Source organism: Microcoleus sp. BM001215392, from assembly GCF_036700185.1.
In the GTDB taxonomy this organism is placed as follows: Bacteria; Cyanobacteriota; Cyanobacteriia; order Cyanobacteriales; family Microcoleaceae; genus Microcoleus.
On the sequence record NZ_JAUBOJ010000025.1, the window covers coordinates 18,662 to 37,075 of the forward strand.

12 protein-coding genes are annotated in these 18,414 nt (G+C 46.7%); 6 read left to right on the plus strand and 6 right to left on the minus strand.

Going from position 1 to position 18,414, the window contains the following annotated elements:
* Positions 1 to 98: 98 nt before the first annotated feature.
* Together QT974_RS05000 and QT974_RS05005 are read right to left on the minus strand one after the other, a co-directional pair.
* Positions 99 to 2,291, minus strand: coding sequence for a tetratricopeptide repeat protein (locus QT974_RS05000; protein WP_333467430.1), 2,193 nt, complete (start codon positions 2,289 to 2,291; stop codon positions 99 to 101).
* Between the two features lie 155 nt (positions 2,292 to 2,446).
* A complete protein-coding gene (locus QT974_RS05005) occupies positions 2,447 to 4,642 on the minus strand; it encodes a tetratricopeptide repeat protein (protein WP_333467417.1) in 2,196 nt (731 codons plus the stop codon).
* 101 nt (positions 4,643 to 4,743) lie between these two features.
* On the opposite strand from QT974_RS05005, the gene QT974_RS05010 reads away from it, so the two are divergent.
* Complete coding sequence (locus tag QT974_RS05010) at positions 4,744 to 4,929, plus strand: hypothetical protein (RefSeq protein ID WP_333467418.1); 186 nt, start codon at positions 4,744 to 4,746, stop codon at positions 4,927 to 4,929.
* Positions 4,922 to 6,307, plus strand: coding sequence for a tRNA uridine-5-carboxymethylaminomethyl(34) synthesis GTPase MnmE (gene mnmE, locus QT974_RS05015; RefSeq protein ID WP_333467419.1), 1,386 nt, complete (start codon positions 4,922 to 4,924; stop codon positions 6,305 to 6,307). Before QT974_RS05010 ends, mnmE begins: the two co-directional genes overlap by 8 nt.
* Positions 6,308 to 6,611: 304 nt before the next feature.
* On the opposite strand, the gene QT974_RS05020 is transcribed toward mnmE, so the two are convergent.
* Positions 6,612 to 8,150, minus strand: a complete 1,539-nt coding sequence (locus QT974_RS05020) for a SagB/ThcOx family dehydrogenase (RefSeq protein ID WP_333467420.1) — start codon at positions 8,148 to 8,150, stop codon at positions 6,612 to 6,614.
* Positions 8,151 to 8,378: 228 nt separating this feature from the next.
* On the opposite strand from QT974_RS05020, the gene QT974_RS05025 reads away from it, so the two are divergent.
* The 4 genes from QT974_RS05025 to QT974_RS05040 all read left to right on the plus strand — a co-directional run bounded on the left by QT974_RS05025 (position 8,379) and on the right by QT974_RS05040 (position 13,576).
* Positions 8,379 to 8,900, plus strand: coding sequence for a pentapeptide repeat-containing protein (locus QT974_RS05025; RefSeq protein ID WP_333467421.1), 522 nt, complete (start codon positions 8,379 to 8,381; stop codon positions 8,898 to 8,900).
* A gap of 335 nt (positions 8,901 to 9,235) precedes the next feature.
* Positions 9,236 to 9,562, plus strand: coding sequence for a hypothetical protein (locus QT974_RS05030; RefSeq protein WP_333467422.1), 327 nt, complete (start codon positions 9,236 to 9,238; stop codon positions 9,560 to 9,562).
* Positions 9,563 to 9,708: 146 nt separating this feature from the next.
* Positions 9,709 to 11,787, plus strand: a complete 2,079-nt coding sequence (locus QT974_RS05035) for a dynamin family protein (protein WP_333467423.1) — start codon at positions 9,709 to 9,711, stop codon at positions 11,785 to 11,787.
* A gap of 106 nt (positions 11,788 to 11,893) precedes the next feature.
* Entirely contained in the window at positions 11,894 to 13,576 is a 1,683-nt protein-coding gene (locus tag QT974_RS05040) for a dynamin family protein (protein ID WP_333467424.1), read from the plus strand.
* 41 nt (positions 13,577 to 13,617) lie between these two features.
* Here the strand turns inward: QT974_RS05040 and QT974_RS05045 are convergent, their stop codons facing one another.
* The 3 genes from QT974_RS05045 to QT974_RS05055 form a co-directional block, all read right to left on the minus strand.
* The gene (locus QT974_RS05045) at positions 13,618 to 14,655 is read right to left on the minus strand and encodes an aldo/keto reductase (protein WP_333467425.1); all 1,038 of its coding nucleotides are present in this window, start codon (positions 14,653 to 14,655) and stop codon (positions 13,618 to 13,620) included.
* Between the two features lie 297 nt (positions 14,656 to 14,952).
* Positions 14,953 to 17,067 carry a catalase gene (locus tag QT974_RS05050; RefSeq protein ID WP_333467426.1) on the minus strand — a complete coding sequence of 705 codons (2,115 nt, stop codon included), beginning with the start codon at positions 17,065 to 17,067 and terminating at the stop codon, positions 14,953 to 14,955.
* Between the two features lie 332 nt (positions 17,068 to 17,399).
* Positions 17,400 to 18,203: an SDR family NAD(P)-dependent oxidoreductase gene (locus QT974_RS05055; protein WP_333467427.1), complete on the minus strand. Its 804-nt coding sequence runs from the start codon at positions 18,201 to 18,203 to the stop codon at positions 17,400 to 17,402.
* Positions 18,204 to 18,414: the final 211 nt, after the last annotated feature.

Consider the following 18,414-nt stretch of genomic DNA (forward strand, 5'->3'; position numbering starts at 1 on the left):
GCAGGGCATAGGTACTAATAACCAATAACCAATAACCAATAACCAATAACCAATAACCAATAACCAATAACTAATGACTAATGACTAATGACTAATGACTACTTGAGTTTGTCAATCTCAAATTGTGCGTCTTTGTAACCGCCGGTCAGGCCTTGATCGAGGAAGAGTTTTCCCGCTTTTTCATAATCGCTAATTGCTCCTGCTTTGTCTCCTAAGGAGCGGCGAACGGCTCCTCTACCGTAGTAAGCACCAGCATAATTGGGATTGATGCGAATGGCTTGCACGTAATCGGCGATCGCACTATTGTAATTATTTAACTGCTGGTAAATCTTAGCCCGATTCGCATAAGCTTCTGCATCGTTGGGATTGAGCGCGATTGCTGCGGTAAAATCTGCGATCGCGCCTTGGCTGTCCCCCCCTCCGGTGCGAGCTAAACCACGATTGCTCACAGCATGATAATCCTTGGGATTTATTGTCGCCGCTTGAGTACAATCGGCAATTGCTTTCGGATAATCCTTCAAATTTAAATAAGCAATACAGCGATTGTTGTAAGCAACCGCATCCCGATCGCTCAGCGAAATTGCCTGAGTGCAATCGTCAATTGCCGCTTGATACGCTGCCAAATTCAACTGCGTGCTGCAACGATTAGCATAAGCATCTCCACTCTTGGGGTCGATCGCAATTACTTCAGAATAATCCGCCAAAGCTCCCTGATAATCTCCTAGGTGAAAGCGCGCTCTCCCCCGACTGTACAAAGCTTTAGCATCCTTAGCATCGAGCTTAATTGCCTCAGTATAATCTCCAATTGCTCCCTGCAAATCGCTGCTCTGGGCCCGAGCCAACCCCCGCGAACGATAAGCTTTAACCAGGTTTGGCTGCAAGCGAATTACTTCGGTAAAATCCCCAATTGCCGCCTTGTAATTTTGCAGTTCTAAATAAGTAACTCCTCTTTCATAATATGTATCAGCGTCGTTGGGCTGGAGCTTCACAACCTGAGTGTAATCCTCAATTGCCCCTCGCTTATCGTCAAAATCGTGACGGGCTAGCCCCCGGTTAAAATAAGCTTTAAAATAGTTAGGATTTAAAGCGATTGTCTGAGAATAATCGGCAATTGCTTCTGGATATTTTTGTAAATCATAATTAGCATTACCCCGTTGATAAAAACTTTCAGCATTGTTAGGATTTAGTTGAATAGACTTATTAAAAGCCTGCAAAGCTGCCGCCGCATCTTTATTGCGAGAGTTTGCTAGTCCCTGTGCGTAATATTCCTGAGCTTTAATCGGATTCGGGCGGCTGTAATAGCCAAACAAAAATACCATGGCGAGCCCGCCGCAGCTAGCCAAAATCGCCCACCAAAACCGCGTTCCCAAACGTAACAAAGAACTCTTAGCAGACAGTATGCTTGCAGAACTACTTTTGTTTTGATCCGTATTCCCCGGCTCTAGGCGGTGCCTCAGCTTGCTGAGAGCTGCCAAAACTTCATCAGCAGATTGATAGCGTTTGCCAAATTGGTGACAGACCATTTTGTCAATTATATTTGCCAGCGCCGAAGAACATTGAGCTCGGTTGCGCCAAACAATTTCCCCGGTATGAGAAGGACTGGGATCTTGCAATTTTGGCAAATCGGTTCCCGGTAAACCCGTGATTGCTTGGATGGCCATCATTCCCACCGCATAGAGATCGCTGCTAAATTGCGGGTTTCCTTGAAATTGTTCGATCGGCATATAAGCCGGAGTGCCAGTGGCAATCGTGCGCGGAAACTCTGTATCGTAGTCGCTGACGTGATTTGCAACTTCTTTGACTGAGCCGAAGTCAATTAAAACTAATTTGCCGTCTGGTTTGCGGCGGATTAAGTTGGAGGGATTAACATCGCGGTGAATGACTCCCTGAGAGTGTACGAAGGCGAGAAGTTTTAACACTTCTTCCAACAGTGACAGCACTCGTTCTTCTCGCCAAGGTTGACCGGCCACTATTTCGCGATTGAGGGCGTGTCCGGGAACAAATTCTTCGACGAGGTAGAATTGATTGTTTTCTTCAAAATAAGCGAGTAAAAATGGAATTTGTTCGTGTTTTCCCAATTTTTCTAATATTTCTGCTTCTTGTTTAAACAAGCGGTAAGCTGTTTTAAGAACTGTGGAAGTGTTACTGGGAGGGCGCAGTTGTTTTACTACACATTGAGGGTGGCCCGGTCGGCGAGTATCTACAGCTAAATAAGTTTGTCCGAAAGCTCCCGAACTTAAAATTTGCACTACGCGATAACGCCTGTCTAAAAGTTGACCAACCATGTTCATAGCGATAATTGGGTATTGGTAATGGGGAATTGGTAATTGGGTATTGGGAATCAGGAATTGGGAATTGGGCTTTTTGCTTTTTCGTTCTTGATTGTTCATTTTTTCTAGTGACGGCAGGACTAATAACTGATGACTAATAGCAGATGACTGATAGTTTATTTAAGCTGATTAATTTGTGCTTGTGCGTTTTGAAAACCATCGGCTCTTCCTTGTTCTAGAAACAGCGTTGCAGCTTTCTGAAAATCCTCAACCGCCCCAGCCCGATCTTTTAGTTGGCGGCGGACGAGGGCTCGGCTGTAAAAAGCAGTAGCATTGTTAGGGTTGAGCCGCAGCGACTGAGCAAAATCCTCAACCGCTAAAGGGTAATTTTTGAGTTCTGAATAAATAGTACCGCGATTGCTGTAAGCTACCGCATCGCTGGGATTTAGCCGAATTGCTTGGGTAAAATCTTCCACAGCCCCGAGTTTGTCTCCCGAAGCCTCGCGAGCTAATCCTCGATTGCTGTATGCTTTGGGATTGTTGCTGTTGAGTCCGATCGTCACGCTGCAATCTTCGCTGGCTTTTTGAAATTGTTTTAAATTTAGATGAGCAATGCAGCGGTTGTTGTAAGCTGCTTCATCTTTGGGAGCGAGGCTAATTGCTTTGGTGCAATCTTCCATGGCTTTGTCGTAGGTTGCCAAATTTAAGTAAGCGCTGCACCGATTAGTATAAGCATCAGCTTGGTTTGGTTCCAATTCGATCGCCTTACTGTAATCTTCCATCGCTCCTTGATAATCTGCCAGATTAAAGCGCGATCGACCCCGACTGTAGTAAACGCCAGCTTGTTTGGGGCTAATTTGAATTGCTTGGGTAAAATCTGCCATCGCTCCGGTTTTGTCGCCCGAGGCCGATCGAGCTAAACCGCGATTGCTGTAGGCTGTTGCATCGTTGGGATTGAGCTGAATTGCTTGAGTGTAGTCGGAAATTGCTTCTCGGTAGTCTGCCAAATCGTAGTACGCTAAACCCCGCTGGTAGTATGCTTCACCGTCGCTAGGACTCAGCCGCAATACTTGAGTAAAATCTTCCGCAGCACCCCGCTTGTCGCCGAGATCGCGGCGGGCGAGACCTCGGTTGTAGATGGCTTTGGTGTGGCTGGGATTGACTTTAATTGCTTCGGTGTAATCTTGTATTGCTTGCTCGGTGGCGCCGGTGTCGTACCGAACGTTAGCCCGCTTGTAAAAAGTTTCGTCATCGCTAGCATTCAGGGCGATCGCTTGGGTATAATCGGCAATCGCGCCTGTTTTGTCACCTTGCTGTGCTTTGGCCGCGCCCCGGGCGAGCAATTCTTTTGCCCTGGCAGGACTTTGACTGTGCCAAAAGTAAATTATGATTGCTGTCAAGATCAAAGCCGCGGGTATTGCAGCCCACAGCCACAGTCTGGTTGGGTGCTGTTTGGGCGGTTGGCTCGCAGCCTTCCTGATGATAGTGGCTGGCCCTCGAGCAGCCTCGGAATTTACGGCGATTTGTGCGATCTGTGCCAAAACTTCGGCGGCTTCCTGATAGCGTTCCTCGGTGTCCGAGTCCACCATGCGATCGATCGTCTCTACTAGAGCCGCCGAACAAGTCGCCCGGTTGCGCCACTGAATTTCGCCTTTGTTGTTTAAAACACTCAGTTCCTCGGGCGAGAGTCCCGTGACTGCAAGCTGGGCGATCCTACCTAGAGCATAGATGTCGCTATTGTAACGGGGGTTGCCTTGCGATTGCTCGATCGGCACGTATAATTCCTGGGCGGCCAATTCCTGTTTTTTTCCCAAAACCGATTTTACAGAGTTCGGCGAGGTTGGCGCCAACAAATGACAATTAGCGAGTTCCGGGTTAATTTCTTTATCTAAGCTAAAGTCAACCAACACAAATTTGCCGTCTGACTCGCGCCGGATAACTCGGTCTGGTTGAATTTTTCGGTGAATGAAGCCGTTGGAGTGTACGAACACCAAAACTTCTAATATGGATGATAGCAGAGCAATTACTTGGTCTTCTGCCCAAGGTTCACCGGGTATGAGTTCTTCGCTTAAAGATTGACCGACAATAAATTCTTCAATTAAGTATAGACTTTGATTTTCCTCAAAATACGCCAATAATTCGGGTATTTTGTCGTGTTTTCCCAATTTTTCTATTATTTCTGCATTTTTTTGAAATATAATTTTTACTAATTCTGGAGTTTGCGAACTTGTGCCGGGTAGCTGCATTTCTCTAACCGTGCATTGCGGATACCCGGGACGGTGAGTATCTGCTGCTATATAAGTTTTTCCCACCTCATTCGAGTCTGTGACTTTAATGATGCGGTAACGTCTGTCGAGAAGTTGACCAATCATACTTTGCCCTCTACCCTGTTAATGTTCGATTATCGCATAAAATCAGGATAGCTCAAACATTTGGCTGATTAATTTAAGTTCGATCGCGCCGCGAATCTGGCTTGACGGGAGATCCTCTGGGAGGGATTGACGTAAGGATCGCTTCGGGCTTGGCTAACGGATTGGCGATCGCACTCAAGGGCAGCGGCCACCATCTTTTAATATCTTGGAAAAATCTTGCAGAAATTGTTTATCCTGTCAATAAGATAGGTATAAATTTTGAATGCGCCAACAATAAAAATGTCTGAATCACTAACAAAAGGAGGCACGATCGCAGCGATCGCCACGGCGATAGTACCGCAACAAGGCAGCGTAGGCATTGTGAGACTTTCCGGCGACTGCGCCTTAAAAATTGCCGCCACCCTGTTTCGCGCCCCTGGACGACAAATTTGGGAGTCTCACCGGATTCTTTACGGTAACATCCGCCACCCCAAAACTCAAGAATTAGTCGATGAAGCTTTGCTGTTAATTATGAAAGCGCCGCGTTCTTTCACCCGCGAAGATGTGGTGGAATTTCACTGTCACGGCGGGATTATGGCGGTACAGCAAGTGTTGCAGTTGTGTTTGGAAAACGGCGCGAGATTGGCGCAGCCGGGAGAGTTTTCGCTCAGGGCTTTTTTGAACGGTAGGCTCGATTTAACTCAAGCTGAAAGCATTGCAGATTTGGTGGGAGCACAATCGCCCGCAGCCGCACAAAGTGCTTTGGCCAGTTTGCAGGGAAAATTAGCCCAGCCCATTCGCAAATTGAGAACAACTTGTTTGGACTTGTTGGCAGAAATTGAGGCGAGAATTGATTTCGAGGAAGATTTGCCGCCTTTAGATGAAGCTAAAACTTGTTTGGAAATAAATCAGGTTTTGCACGAATTGTCAACTATTTTGCTCTCGGCAGATCGCGGTGAATTGTTGCGAAGCGGTTTGAAAGTGGCAATTGTCGGGCGCCCGAATGTGGGAAAGTCGAGTTTGTTGAATGCGTGGAGTAAGAGCGATCGGGCGATCGTCACAGATTTGCCAGGAACCACGCGGGATGTGGTAGAGTCGCAGCTAGTTGTGGGCGGCATTCCGGTGCAGGTGCTGGATACTGCGGGCATTCGGGAGACGGAAGACAAGGTAGAGAAAATCGGCGTTGAGCGATCGCGCGCCGCAGCAAAACAAGCCGATTTAGTCTTGTTAACAATTGACGCCGAATCTGGTTGGACAGCAGGCGATTCGGAAATTTACGAACAAGTCAAGCACCGCCAGCTAATTATAATTATCAACAAAATCGACCTTGTAAAAACAATCCCAGAATTACCTTTTACCTCGGGAATTCACCCGATAGTTACCGCAGCCGCCGCATTGGAGCGAGGCATAGAAGACTTAGAAACAGCCATCTTAGATGCTGTCAGCGGCAGAAATTTGCAAGCAGCAAACTCAGACTTAGCCATCAACCAGCGGCAAGCAGCAGCTTTAACTAAAGCTAAAATTTCCCTGCAAGAATGCACGGATACTATTAACAATAAATTGCCTTTAGATTTTTGGACAATAGATTTGCGCGGCGCAATTCAAGCATTGGGGGAAGTTACGGGCGAAGAAGTGACGGAATCAGTTCTCGACAGAATATTTAGCAGGTTTTGTATTGGGAAATAGCAATGGTAGTCCTGTACACACACTCTATCTGTAGGGTGCGCACTGCGCACCTTACCCCTTAATCTGTAGGGTGCGCACTGCGCACCTTACCCCTTAATCCTAAATGGTAAAACAGTAAATTAAGTAGGTAAGCTTTCCCGAATCTAAGTTGTATTTTTAGGGCGGGCGAGACGCCCACCCACAAGAATTTCATCAAACTTGACTGTAAAATCTTGATGCACCTGGGCTTATTTAAGCAATACAACTAACAACTAACAACTAACAACTAACAACTAACAACTAACAACTAACAACTAACTCATCCTCACGATCGCGGTCTGCCGAGCGTGGTAATATAAAGCACAGCCTCACTCGTAGGAATACCGAGCACCTCATTCACGCGATCGTCAAAAAAGCCCGCAATACCGCTGACACCCAAACGCAGTTGAATCGCTGCTAAATTCAGCCGCTGGCCCAAATGACCCGCGTCCATGTGCAAATATCGGTAAGCGCGATCGCCATATTTTGTTACAGCCCTCTTCAAATCTGCCGTGTGAAACAACAGCGCCCCGGCATCTCTGCCCAAATCTTGCCCCAGACACAAATAGTGCAGCTCCCTGCGGAAATTTTTAAACCGAATTTGCCGCAATTCTTGAGCTTTTGGAGCGTAATAATAACAACCTTCTTCCAACCCGTTCACTCCCGAAACAGCAATAAAAGTCTCGATCGAACTCAGATCGAAATAGTCGGGATAACCGTCTAATCCTTGGTCGATGTAGTGCTGCGATTGATAAGTAAAGTCGAGCATCGCTAGCAGTTCGCCCAAGCTCAAAGAAGCACCTGTATAAGCACGAGTAGAACGCCTTTTGAGTATAGTATTTTCTAAACCTTCCAGGTTGACTCCCCATGGAATCGAAGGAGTCACTGTCGAAACTTTCGTACAAAATGGAAAGTTATATTTGTCCTCTAAATCACCTTCGCTTTCATCAAATTTCCAACCATCTACTGCGGTGGGATCTGACTCTAACTCTGTTGCTTTGTGGAGGTGTCCTAAGAGTGCACCTTCGGAAATTTGCGGGTAATCTGTCGTCGTTTTTCCCGGCAAAGCAGTTTTAAATTTTGGCAAGTTTTGATCGATATCTAGCAAGTCGGCTAAAGCAACTACACAGATCGCTCCTTCTTGCTCCGAGTCGATGTAGAGTAATTGATTGATAGCTTTGTCGGCGAATCCTCCAATCAGGTGAGGTCGGTAATCGTTGATGGCGCAAGCTAACTCGATGTTGCTCAATAAATGACCAGTATCGAGGAAGATTCGCCGATAAGCTCGGTCTTCGTAGCGCCAAGAAGAACGGAAGAAAACAGTCGTAACGGCGATCGCCAATTGGGTATTTTCTAACACCGGCGATCCGAAACAAGCTGCTTGCAGGGCAGGCCAAACCTCGCTATCCCAAAAATGAACCAGCGAATGAGTTCGGCACTGATAGTTGTAGAGTCCAGCAGGCAAATGCGGCGTACCGCGAGAGATTAAATAAACCTCTGCCGGGTACAGCCCGCCCGCCGACGGTGCCGCTCGCAAATACAAGTAGCTGTCATCTACCGTCTGCATTTTCGCCGTCAGCCCGTAGCTGCACAGCAACAAGCTAGACAAGCGGTGCCACCAAGCGGCATCATCCGAGGCATTTGGATCGTCGGAGGGGTCTTTTAGATAAGGCTTGAGGTCAAAATACGCGCCAATTTTATATTCTTTGAAAGGCACGGGCTGCTCTGTCCAATCTAGCTGTCTGCTTTTGGCAGCAAGGGTTTCGGGATCGTATTTCGTCCGCTCGTGGTAGTGTTGAGCAATGGAGCAAGGAAGTTCTGGCATATTTCAGTAGAGGATCGGCTTTGGTTTGTTTATCGATCTTGACATTCCTGAGGGCTGAGTGAGCGACCCAGCCAGAAATTTACAAATATAAAAAAAATCTTAGAAAAAATGCGATCGTTGTTACACAAGCTTAACATAAAAAAATGTCTAAGTATAAATACATAAAATCATAGCCATTAATTATCGTTATAAATTGACTGCAATAGCTGACGTAATAAAGGGATGAAAATGCAAAAGCTAAGCGCTGAGCAATTGCTTGCTCAGTATTCTGAGGGTAAGCGGAATTTTGATGCAGTTGACTTAAGTGAAGATAATTTATTTCAAGCATATTTGGCAGAAATAAACCTTTCTGGTAGCGTGCTGAGGCGAGCTTATTTACCCTACGGAAATTTAACTCAAGCCAATCTGTACAAAACTCAGTTACAGGATGCTGAATTGGGTGATATTCAACTTTATCAAGCCAATTTGTCGGAAGCTAATTTGTCAGGAGCTAATTTATCAAGAGCGAATTTGCGCCACGCCAATTTGCAAGGTGCTAATTTGCAGAAAGCAAATTTACAAGGTGCGGATTTGTACAATGCCGATTTGACAAATGCCGATTTGAGATATGCAGATTTGAGCAGAGCTAATTTGGAGAAAGCCAAGTTAACCAAAACTCAGTTAGCTGGCTGCAACTTATTTCGATCGCGCTTGGTTGATTTGTCCGACGCTGAGTGCGATCGCACTACCATCGGCCCGGAAGGATATTGATGCTTCCCGGCAAGTTCTACTCTCAGTAGATCCACTGAAAAATACAGAAGTATGTGCGCAAAGAATACCGCGCAGTCAAGTTAAACAATCGCTCGGGCGATCGCAACTTGACACTGCGCGACCAAGTAACCGTGAATTCAACCTAGCTGCTCACCAAAAGGGGGGCTTAAAACCTCGTGAAGCTTAGCTATCGCTCTTCATAAACCGCCATTTTTAACTTTTCTTAACATCTCTCGACAGCCCCGAAAATTTGAGTTAAAGTTATAAAGAAATTATCACCCCACAACATTGACAATAAATAAGAGACTGTTTCCCTGGAAAACAGGGTAAGATTTATGAATTCTCCCGAGAAAAACGCCAGAGAACTGCGGCACAAAAAACAAGAACTGCGGAAGCAGCAACAACAAATGCTGCTGGGCGAACTAGCAGCAGAAATCGATCGTTCAGTGCCCGCAGAACTAACCAGCAAGGACGGTGCAGCAGACTATCAAACGAACAACAAACGCCAACAGTGGCGCCGAAAAATATTAGGCGCATCTCAATTTTTTGGCATTGTTATTGCTGTTATAGTTGTAGTTCGCTTCGCATATTGGCTGGGAACAGCGTTGATAGTAGGAGGGCTGGCTTTGATTGCTTACAAAATATTTTTAGAAGAAGAGTGATTTGTTGATGAAACTGTAAGTTATTGTAGTTATGTAGGACTAGCAGCGCGCACCTGATAGCTATAAATATCCGAAACTCAAACTTTTTGCATAAATTCCGACCGAATTACTTGTTTTTGCAGCCAAAGTAAACAATCAGAAAAAATATGAACCTCAAAGTACAAACCAGCAGCTTTCTCAACGATTTAGAGCGAGTAGCGGCCGTGCGCCGAGAAATTGCCGACATCCTGAGCAACATCGCCACAGCCATAGAGCGATCGGAATTAGCAGGAATCGAAGCATCAGGAAAACTCGGTTTAGAAACAGACAGCGCCGACATCAATCTCGCCAGCAAAAACTTGCGCCAAGGAGTCTTTCGGCTGCTAGTTTTAGGAGACATGAAACGCGGCAAAAGCACTTTTCTCAATGCCTTGATCGGCGAAAACTTGCTTCCCAGCGATGTCAATCCCTGCACGGCTTTGCTGACAATTTTGCGCTACGGCCCTGAAAAAAAAGTCACCGTTTATTTCAACGACGGCAAAACTCCGAAACAGCTCGATTTTAAAAGTTTTAAACAAGACTATACAATTGACCCCACCGAAGCCAAACGCCTAGAATCAGAAAAAAAACCAGCATTTCCAGATATCGACTGCGCCGTCGTAGAATATCCCTTACCTTTGCTAGAAAAAGGCATAGAAATAGTAGACAGTCCCGGTCTCAACGATACAGAAGCCCGCAACGAATTATCTCTCGGTTACATCAACAACTGTCACGCAATTTTGTTTGTACTCCGGGCAACTCAGCCTTGTACAATGGGCGAAAGACGCTATCTAGAAAATTATATCAAAGGTCGCGGCTTGAGCATTTTCTTTCTGATCAATGCTTGGGATCAAGTGCGGGAAAGTTTGATTGACCCAGACGATCCTGAAGAAATGGCAGAAGCAGAAGAGAAACTGGGGCGGGTTTTTAAAGCTAATTTGGCTGAATATTGTTTGACCGAAGGACACGATATTTACGACGAGCGAGTGTTTGCAATTAGCTCAATTAAGGCGCTGAGGTTGCGGATGAAAAACCCGGATGCAGATTTAGCCGAAACAGGTTTTCCCGAGTTTATGGCGGCGCTGAATACGTTTTTGACGCAGGAAAGAGCGATTTCAGAATTGCGTCCGGCGAGGACTTTGGCGCGTCAAATTTCGGCTCGCGTTCGCGAAGCTGTTGGGCGCCGCTTACCATTGCTCGATCGCGATGTCAATGAGTTGAAAGAAAAAATTAATTCTGTTGAGCCTGAGTTTAATAAACTGACTCACATTCGCGATGAATTTCAACAAGAAATTAGCCGAGTTAGAGATTCTAAATCGCGGGCGATCGCAGATTCTTTCCGTACCTACGTTCTCAACTTAGAAAATACCTTTGAAACAGACTTTTTGCGGTATCAACCCGAGCTGAGATTTCTGGATTTCTTCAGCCAAGACAAGCGAGAAGCCTTTGAAGCATCGCTCAGACGAGCATTCGAGCAGTACATCAACGACAAACTAGCAGCTTGGACTCTCACCGCAGAACAAGAGATGAATTCAGCATTTGCGCAGTTGTCGCAAAGTGCGGCAAATTACGGAGCATCTTACACAAAAGTAACTGAAAAAATCACTGAAAAACTGACCGGGCAAAAAATCCCCGCAGCAGTCAGCAACTCAAACGAAGATAACTCGCCAGCTTGGGCAAAATGGGCGATGGGATTGTTTTCGTTAACCACAGGAAACCTGGCAGGTGTAGCAATGGCAGGAGCGGGTTTTGACTGGAAAAATATCTTGCTCAATTTAATTACTGTATTGGGCGTCAGTACGATTTTTGCAAGTTTTACGGGGATTGTTTTGGGGCCGCTGTACTTGGCTTTGTTGGGGATGGGTATTGGAGTTTTGCAGGCAGAAGGAGCTAACAAACAGTTGGTGAAAGCGGCTAAAAAAGAGTTGGTGAAGTATCTGCCGCAGGTGGCACAAGAGCAGTGGCAGCCGATTCACGATGCTGTGAAAGAGTGTTTTGATGTTTACGGGCGGGAAGTGGGCGATCGCATGAATGATGATATCAATTCTCGGAAAGCTGAGTTGGATAATTTGTTGGAACAAAAGCAATCGCGCGAGATTAATTGTCAGGCTGAATCGCAGCGTTTGGAAAAGTTGGAGGCTGATGTTTCTGCTCAGTCGCAGAGTATAGAATCAATTTATCAAGGTTTCTTAGCATCGGCTAGCTGAATGTATAAGGTTCGATCGTTCGGAATGCGAGTCCTGGAATTTTTCTGAGGACTCGCATTCCCCACTACAAACCTCTGATTATTTAAAAGTTAAATAAAACAACAATATGCAACAACCCGAAACTTATCAAAACCTGACCGACAATCTCAAGTCAGCACTCGGTATTCTGGAACTAGATAAAAACTCCCAACTTTATCGAGATACAACTTCTATTTGCGACTATCTCGCCAAACCAACTTTTCAAATCGCTGTCTTCGGCCCGTTCAATTACGGTAAGTCAACTTTGCTGAATGCAGTGCTTGGAAATCGCGCTTTGCCGATCGACCTTGTGCCCACTACAGGTGCTGCCATTTATGTCAACTACGGCGACGAATTGCACGCAAAAATCACCCTGAAAGACGGCACAGAAGTCAGCGAAGCAGGGACTGACGTTCTCAAACGCTACGCCATCCTCGACGACAACCGACAGATGCGGGATGATGTCGCAGCCGTGAATGTCTACTGCCCCCACCCATTTCTGAAAACGGGTGTAGAATTGCTGGATTTGCCCGGAACTAACGATCGCCAAGAACAGGATAACTTAGTTCGGGATAAATTGCTTTCGGCTGATTTAGTTGTGCAGGTTTTAGACGCTCGCAAATTGATGACTCTGGGGGAACGCGAGCACCTGAGAGACTGGTTGAGCGATCGCCAAATTAACACAGTCGTCTTTGTTGCCAATTTTCTCAATCTACTCGAACCAGACGACCAAAAACAAGTATACAATCGATTGTTATTTGTTGCCGAAAGTTTTCGCTCCAACTTGCCGAACAACATCAGCAATATCTACCGCGTCGATGCTTTACCCGCTTTGAGGGCGAGGCTGAAAGGAGATGTGGCTGCGGCTCAAACTACCGGAATTGCCATGTTTGAATCGGCGTTGCAAAGTATTGTCGCAAGTCAACAGGAACAACTAGCAGTTAAGTTGCCGAGAATTGAAGCCATAGCTACTAAGATTTGCCAATCTCTGCGAGCCAAATCTGAAACTGTCTCCGCCGAAATAACAGCCGCTCAACAAAAGCAAAAAGACCGAATTGAAATTAAACAAAAAGCTGAAAAACTGATTTCAAAAGGCTTTCAAGCCAGCGTTTCCGACTTCGAGATTTGGCTTTACCAGCCCACACTTTTGCGGCGCTATCAGTCGGAAATGGCGATATCGCTTCAGCAAGGAAGTTTTGATGCGTGGAAGACAAAATTTGAACAAGATGTCCTCAAGCAGCAGGAAACCATTGCAGAATGGGTAAATAAAGCTTGCGAGTTCTTCGACAAAGAACAGCCGAGATCCCTTTTGACCTCGTTTCCCCCATCCCCGCAAATCGCGTTACCAGAGCCGCCAACCGCCGCCCCCAAAAAGTCGATCGAGGGCGAAGTGACTCCAGTGGCGATCGCCACCGGCTTAGGTTGGCTGTTGGGCGGCCCGATGGGAGCAGCAGTAGTCGGCGGTGCGAGCTACATTTTGAAGAAAAGAACAGGCTATGAAAAGCCACCTGAATCGTCAGAAGCTTATCTAAATCAAGTCACAGAAATTTGCAATGATGCTGCTAAAAACTATCTTGCTCGCTTCAGTACCGATACTTTTTCAATGCTGCAACACTACAAGGAAATCGCCGCCAAAGTTATCTGTTTTCAAGACAGCCAAGAGCCCCTAAAGACAAATATTCAGCAGTACCAGATCCAGTTAATCAATAATTTGTTAGAAAATATAGCCTCCTGCCTTCAAGTGACCAAATCTGTAATTAACGGCAACTGATCGGTGCTAAGTCTAGATTTGGAGAGGGAATTCACAAGCACTTATCCCAGCCAGGATGGGTTCATGGCGGTACTGTCAAATTGGTTGGTAGTTTTATATAATTCGTATTGACCTTTTGCCGCCGCAGAGCGAGTGCGATCGAGCATCGCTGCAACTTGCGCCGCATCCATCGGCTTAAACGTGCGGGCGGCCTCAAAGGCTTGATCCAAGAGCTGCATTGTATCAATCCCAGTAATCACGACTGAAGTCGGCAGATTCATCGCATAGTGCAAACATTCGATCGGGGTCACAGTGTTGCTTCTGAGAACATAGGAATCGCCCATAGATTTCATCCCCAAGACGCCTATTTGGTTCTGTACCAGCACCGGCAGCACTTGTTTCTCAAAACTTCTGAAATGACCGTCCATCACGTTGAGCGGCATCTGTACCGCATCGAAACGGAAATTGTTTTGAGTCGCAAGTTCCAGCATTCGCAGGTGAACCAAAGGATCTTTGTGTCCCGTAAACCCGATGTAGCGAATCTTGCCAGCCTTCTGCGCTTCCACCAACGCCTCCATTGCTCCACCGGGGGCAAAAATGCGATCGGGATCTTCCATCCGAATCACTTCATGATGCTGCATCAAATCGATGCGATCGGTTTGCAAAGCCTTCAGCGAGTCGTCAATCTGCATCATCGCAGATCCCTTAGTCCGCCCGTCGATTTTCGTCATCAGCAACACCTTTTCCCGATAGCCGTCCTTCAGCGCTTGGCCCATCCATCGGTGGCTGCGGCCGTTGTGATAATCCCAAGAATTATCCATGAAATTGATGCCGCGGTCGATCGCACTGCGGATCAGCTTAATACTTTCTTGTTCCTCTCGCAGCCGCCCGATATGGTGTCCGCCCAAGCCAATTGCAGACACCCGCTCTCCCGTGCGTCCTAATGTCCTGTAACTCATAGAGCCGCTCTGGGCCTGAGCTTGAGCAACTTCACTTTCAGCTAACACCGGTTTGAAAAATCCTTCAGAAGCTGCCAATCCTGCTGCAACTAAACCCGAAGCAGAAGTTACTTTTAACAAATCGCGCCTGCTGATACCCACAAATAATGTCTCCTTGTTTAAAAATATTAGAACTCGATCGCACGATTAGAGAAACAAATACCAAAAATTATCTCTAATAAACTTCTAGCAATCCTTCGTCAAATATCTAGAGAAGCATCTGCGTTAATCTCTGTTTATCCGCATTGTATCTGCGGTTTACCTCTCAATCACAATTGATGCAATTGCCGATATACAAGGTTCGTAGTGAGGACTTTAGTCCTTTTATTGATGCGGACTAAAGTCCTCACTACGAACCAATTTTATGGGGATGATGCCATCGCCAACCAACTAAATTCCTTACGCTGGAACCAATTCTTTTTCAGTGCGCATCCAGTGACGGTGCTGCATAATCGCATCGATAAAAGCCTGAGAAAACTGCCCTAAATCGCCACCGCTAGGACAAATCACCACACCTCGATCGGCAGCCACCTTGCCATTTACCGAGAGATTAACTCCCTTTAAATCTGCACTAGACAACAGATGGATGCCTTCACCCGAAGCAGCGATCGCCTTACAGTGCTTAAAGGCTTCCGTGACGAAATTAACCGCAGAGCCTTCTTGTTTCAAAGTGTTAATACTTTGCTTGCCGCCGGGAACGTAAATCGCATCAAACATTACGGAAGCAGCAGTCAAAAATGTCATTTCTGCATCAATTTCTTGACCTTTAGCAGTCTTAACTTTGCCGCCGTGGTTCGAGACAATTTTGGCGTGGGCGCCAGCTTTTGATAGCGCTTCCTTGACCGCCATCAACTCATCGCCGTTGACACCATCGGCTGCTAAAATTGCCACTTGACGGGATTTAATCGAGGTCTTGGGCATCTTTTCCATGCTGAGTGCATCGGAAGTTTTACCGTGATTGGGAATCACTTCTTTTTCCGGTTCTGGCAATCCCAATCCTGCTGCAACTTGCTTGGCGAATTCGTGGTCGATGTGATTGAACAATCCCAGAACTCGCTCTTTCACTTCCTTACTTTGAACTTTTCCTAATTCAAAGTGAGCAGCTTTCACAATATGCTCTCTTTCTACTTCAGACATACTGTTGAGAAACAGCGTTGCTTGACTGAAATGGTCTTGAAAACTGTTGCTGCGTTCGCGAATTTTGTGGCCTTCCACTCGTTCTGCATAATGCACGAATCCTCCCATTGTTTCCGGCGACATCATCGGACAGCCGCCGCCGAGCGAATTCGGAGAATAGTTGACTTTCGAGGTGTAAACGTTCGATTGCATTACGCCGTCGCGCTGATTGTTGTGCACGGGACAGACGGGACGATTGATCGGCAATTCTGTAAAGTTGGGACTTCCCAAACGGTGCATTTGCGTGTCGGGATAGGAAAACAATCGACTTTGCAAGACTGGATCGTTGGTAAAGTCAATCCCAGAAACCACGTTGCTCGGTTGGAAGGCGACTTGCTCGGTTTCTGCGAAGAAGTTGTCCGGGTTGCGGTTGAGTACCATTTTGCCGATCGCCCGCACGGGAACTTCTTCTTCGGGAATCAGCTTAGTAGGATCGAGCAAGTCAAAATCAAACTTAAATTCGTCTTCTTCCTCAACAATCTGCACGCCCAATTCAAACTCTGGGTAATCGCCCATTTCGATCGCATCCCACAAATCGCGGCGGCTAAAATCGGGATCTTTGCCGGCGAGTTTTTGTGCTTCATCCCACACCAGAGAATGCACGCCTAGAATCGGTTTCCAGTGGAACTTGACAAAGCGAGATTTGCCGCTCTCGTTAACAAAGCGGAAGGTATGCACGCCAAAGCCTTGCATCATGCGGAAACTTCTCGGTACAGCGCGATCGCTCAATACCCACATAATCATGTGCATCGATTCTGGCATCAATGAAATAAAATCCCAGAAATTGTCGTGGGCGGCCGCAGCTTGGGGCATTTCATTGTGAGGTTCCGGCTTGATCGCATGAACCAAATCGGGAAATTTAATTCCGTCTTGAATAAAGAAGACCGGAATATTATTTCCGACTAAATCATAGTTACCTTCTTCGGTGTAGAACTTGACAGAAAAGCCGCGCACGTCGCGGACTGTATCGGCAGAACCGCGAAACCCTGTCACCGTGGAAAATCGGACAAATACCGGAGTTTTTACCGCAGGATCTTGCAGGAATTTGGCTTTAGTGAATTCTGCCAGCGATTCGTAAGGTTGAAAATAGCCGTGGGCGCCAGATCCGCGCGCGTGAACCACACGTTCGGGAATGCGTTCGCGATCGAAGTGCGCCATTTTTTCGCGCAGGTGAAAGTCTTCTAGCAAAGTCGGCCCGCGCGAACCGGCGTGTACGGAATCATTGGTATTTGTGACACCAACACCTTGATTTGTGGTAAGATTTTCGCCTGCTTCTTGACGAGCGCGATCGAGATCGTTCTGTTTGCTTTGTTCGTTAACTGGAGTTTGGTCAGTCATAATTTTAGAGTTTTGTAAGATAGTGTTGTGTTTACAAATCAGTCAGCCGATCTCTTCTCAATAACCCACCACAAAATAGGTTTGAGCGTTCGGACTTCAGTCCGCAAAATATCCAGGTTTGATCGTTCGGACTTCAGTCCGCAAAATAGGTTCGATCGTTCGGACTTCAGTCCGCAAAATATCCCAAAGACGATCGCACTAGCGAAAAAAACCTTTAAGAGCTTTTGCACCAGATATCAGTAGTTCAAAAGAACTCGAACAATCAGACACCTGCTGCCAAAGCCAGCCTCAAGCAGCCACAATGCCCGCACCACAAGAATTAGGGGAAATATCTATTTGTGAGCCGAACCCGGTTCAGTAAGTTGTCGGTGGACTTCGGCCTTCAGAGGATCGGGCAAAATTTTGCTGGCGGCGCCCATAATCTTAGTTTTGAGCGAACCTGCAATAATCTGGTCTTTACCTGCCATCAAAGCCTCAAAACCCTGCTTAGCAACTTCGGCCGGATCGTCTTTCTTGTCAGCACCAGCCTTGGTATCGTCCATTTCGGCGCGGTGGAAGAAGTTAGTATCAGTGGGCCCCGGCATCAGGGCGGTGACAGTGACGCCCGTGTCTTTCAACTCGTTGCGCAGCGCCTGCGAGAAGGATTGGATAAACGCCTTTGATGCTGCGTAGACAGCCTCAAACGTCCCCGGCATCAAGGCTGCAATCGACGAAGTGAAGAGAATTCTGCCCTGGCCGCGATCGACCATATCCTTGACTACCCGTTTGGCCAGATGCACCGAGGATACGACATTGAGCTCGATCAGATTCAGTTCGTCCTTCAAATCGGTTTCGCGCGCAAAGTCGCCGCCGATACCGACACCAGCGTTAATCGCGATCGCATCTACCGATCGACCAGTCGCCTTAATCTTGTTGTAGAGCGTCTCTACGCCTTCGTAGGTAGCAAGATCCGCCTGCACCGTCTCCACCTGCGCGCCCAGCTTCTCAAAGGCTTGAGCTGCTTCATTGATGCTCGAGCCGGTGGCTGTGACTAGGAGATCGAAATTGTGTTGAGCGAACTGTTTGGCGAGTTCGTAGCCGATGCCATTAGAGGCACCAGTCACGACAGCCAAAGGCCGGGTTAACGAACTGTTCATAACCTCCAAATTCCTGTTTAACTTTGCGTATCAGACAATCTGTTGAATTTAAACTTTCAATTCTTACAATCTTAGGGAATAGGAACGACAATTGCATCTTTCCAAAGAGGTACTGATCTTGTTGTGTTTGAGAGCCTAGGCTGTACCCAGCACTTAAATATATCTCTTGCAAAAGTCGAAATGTATATGTAGGGGCGTAGCATTTGGGCGA

Excerpts from the sequence above, each read along its gene's own strand:
- QT974_RS05005 (WP_333467417.1), bottom strand. The coding sequence starts at position 4,642 with ATGATTGGTCAACTTCTCGACAGACGTTACCGCATCATTAAAGTCACA.
- QT974_RS05035 (WP_333467423.1), top strand. The coding sequence starts at position 9,709 with ATGAACCTCAAAGTACAAACCAGCAGCTTTCTCAACGATTTAGAGCGA.
- QT974_RS05030 (WP_333467422.1), top strand. The coding sequence starts at position 9,236 with ATGAATTCTCCCGAGAAAAACGCCAGAGAACTGCGGCACAAAAAACAA.
- QT974_RS05000 (WP_333467430.1), bottom strand. The coding sequence starts at position 2,291 with ATGAACATGGTTGGTCAACTTTTAGACAGGCGTTATCGCGTAGTGCAA.
- QT974_RS05025 (WP_333467421.1), top strand. The coding sequence starts at position 8,379 with ATGCAAAAGCTAAGCGCTGAGCAATTGCTTGCTCAGTATTCTGAGGGT.
- QT974_RS05055 (WP_333467427.1), bottom strand. The coding sequence starts at position 18,203 with ATGAACAGTTCGTTAACCCGGCCTTTGGCTGTCGTGACTGGTGCCTCT.
- mnmE (WP_333467419.1), top strand. The coding sequence starts at position 4,922 with ATGTCTGAATCACTAACAAAAGGAGGCACGATCGCAGCGATCGCCACG.
- QT974_RS05040 (WP_333467424.1), top strand. The coding sequence starts at position 11,894 with ATGCAACAACCCGAAACTTATCAAAACCTGACCGACAATCTCAAGTCA.
- QT974_RS05050 (WP_333467426.1), bottom strand. The coding sequence starts at position 17,067 with ATGACTGACCAAACTCCAGTTAACGAACAAAGCAAACAGAACGATCTC.
- QT974_RS05020 (WP_333467420.1), bottom strand. The coding sequence starts at position 8,150 with ATGCCAGAACTTCCTTGCTCCATTGCTCAACACTACCACGAGCGGACG.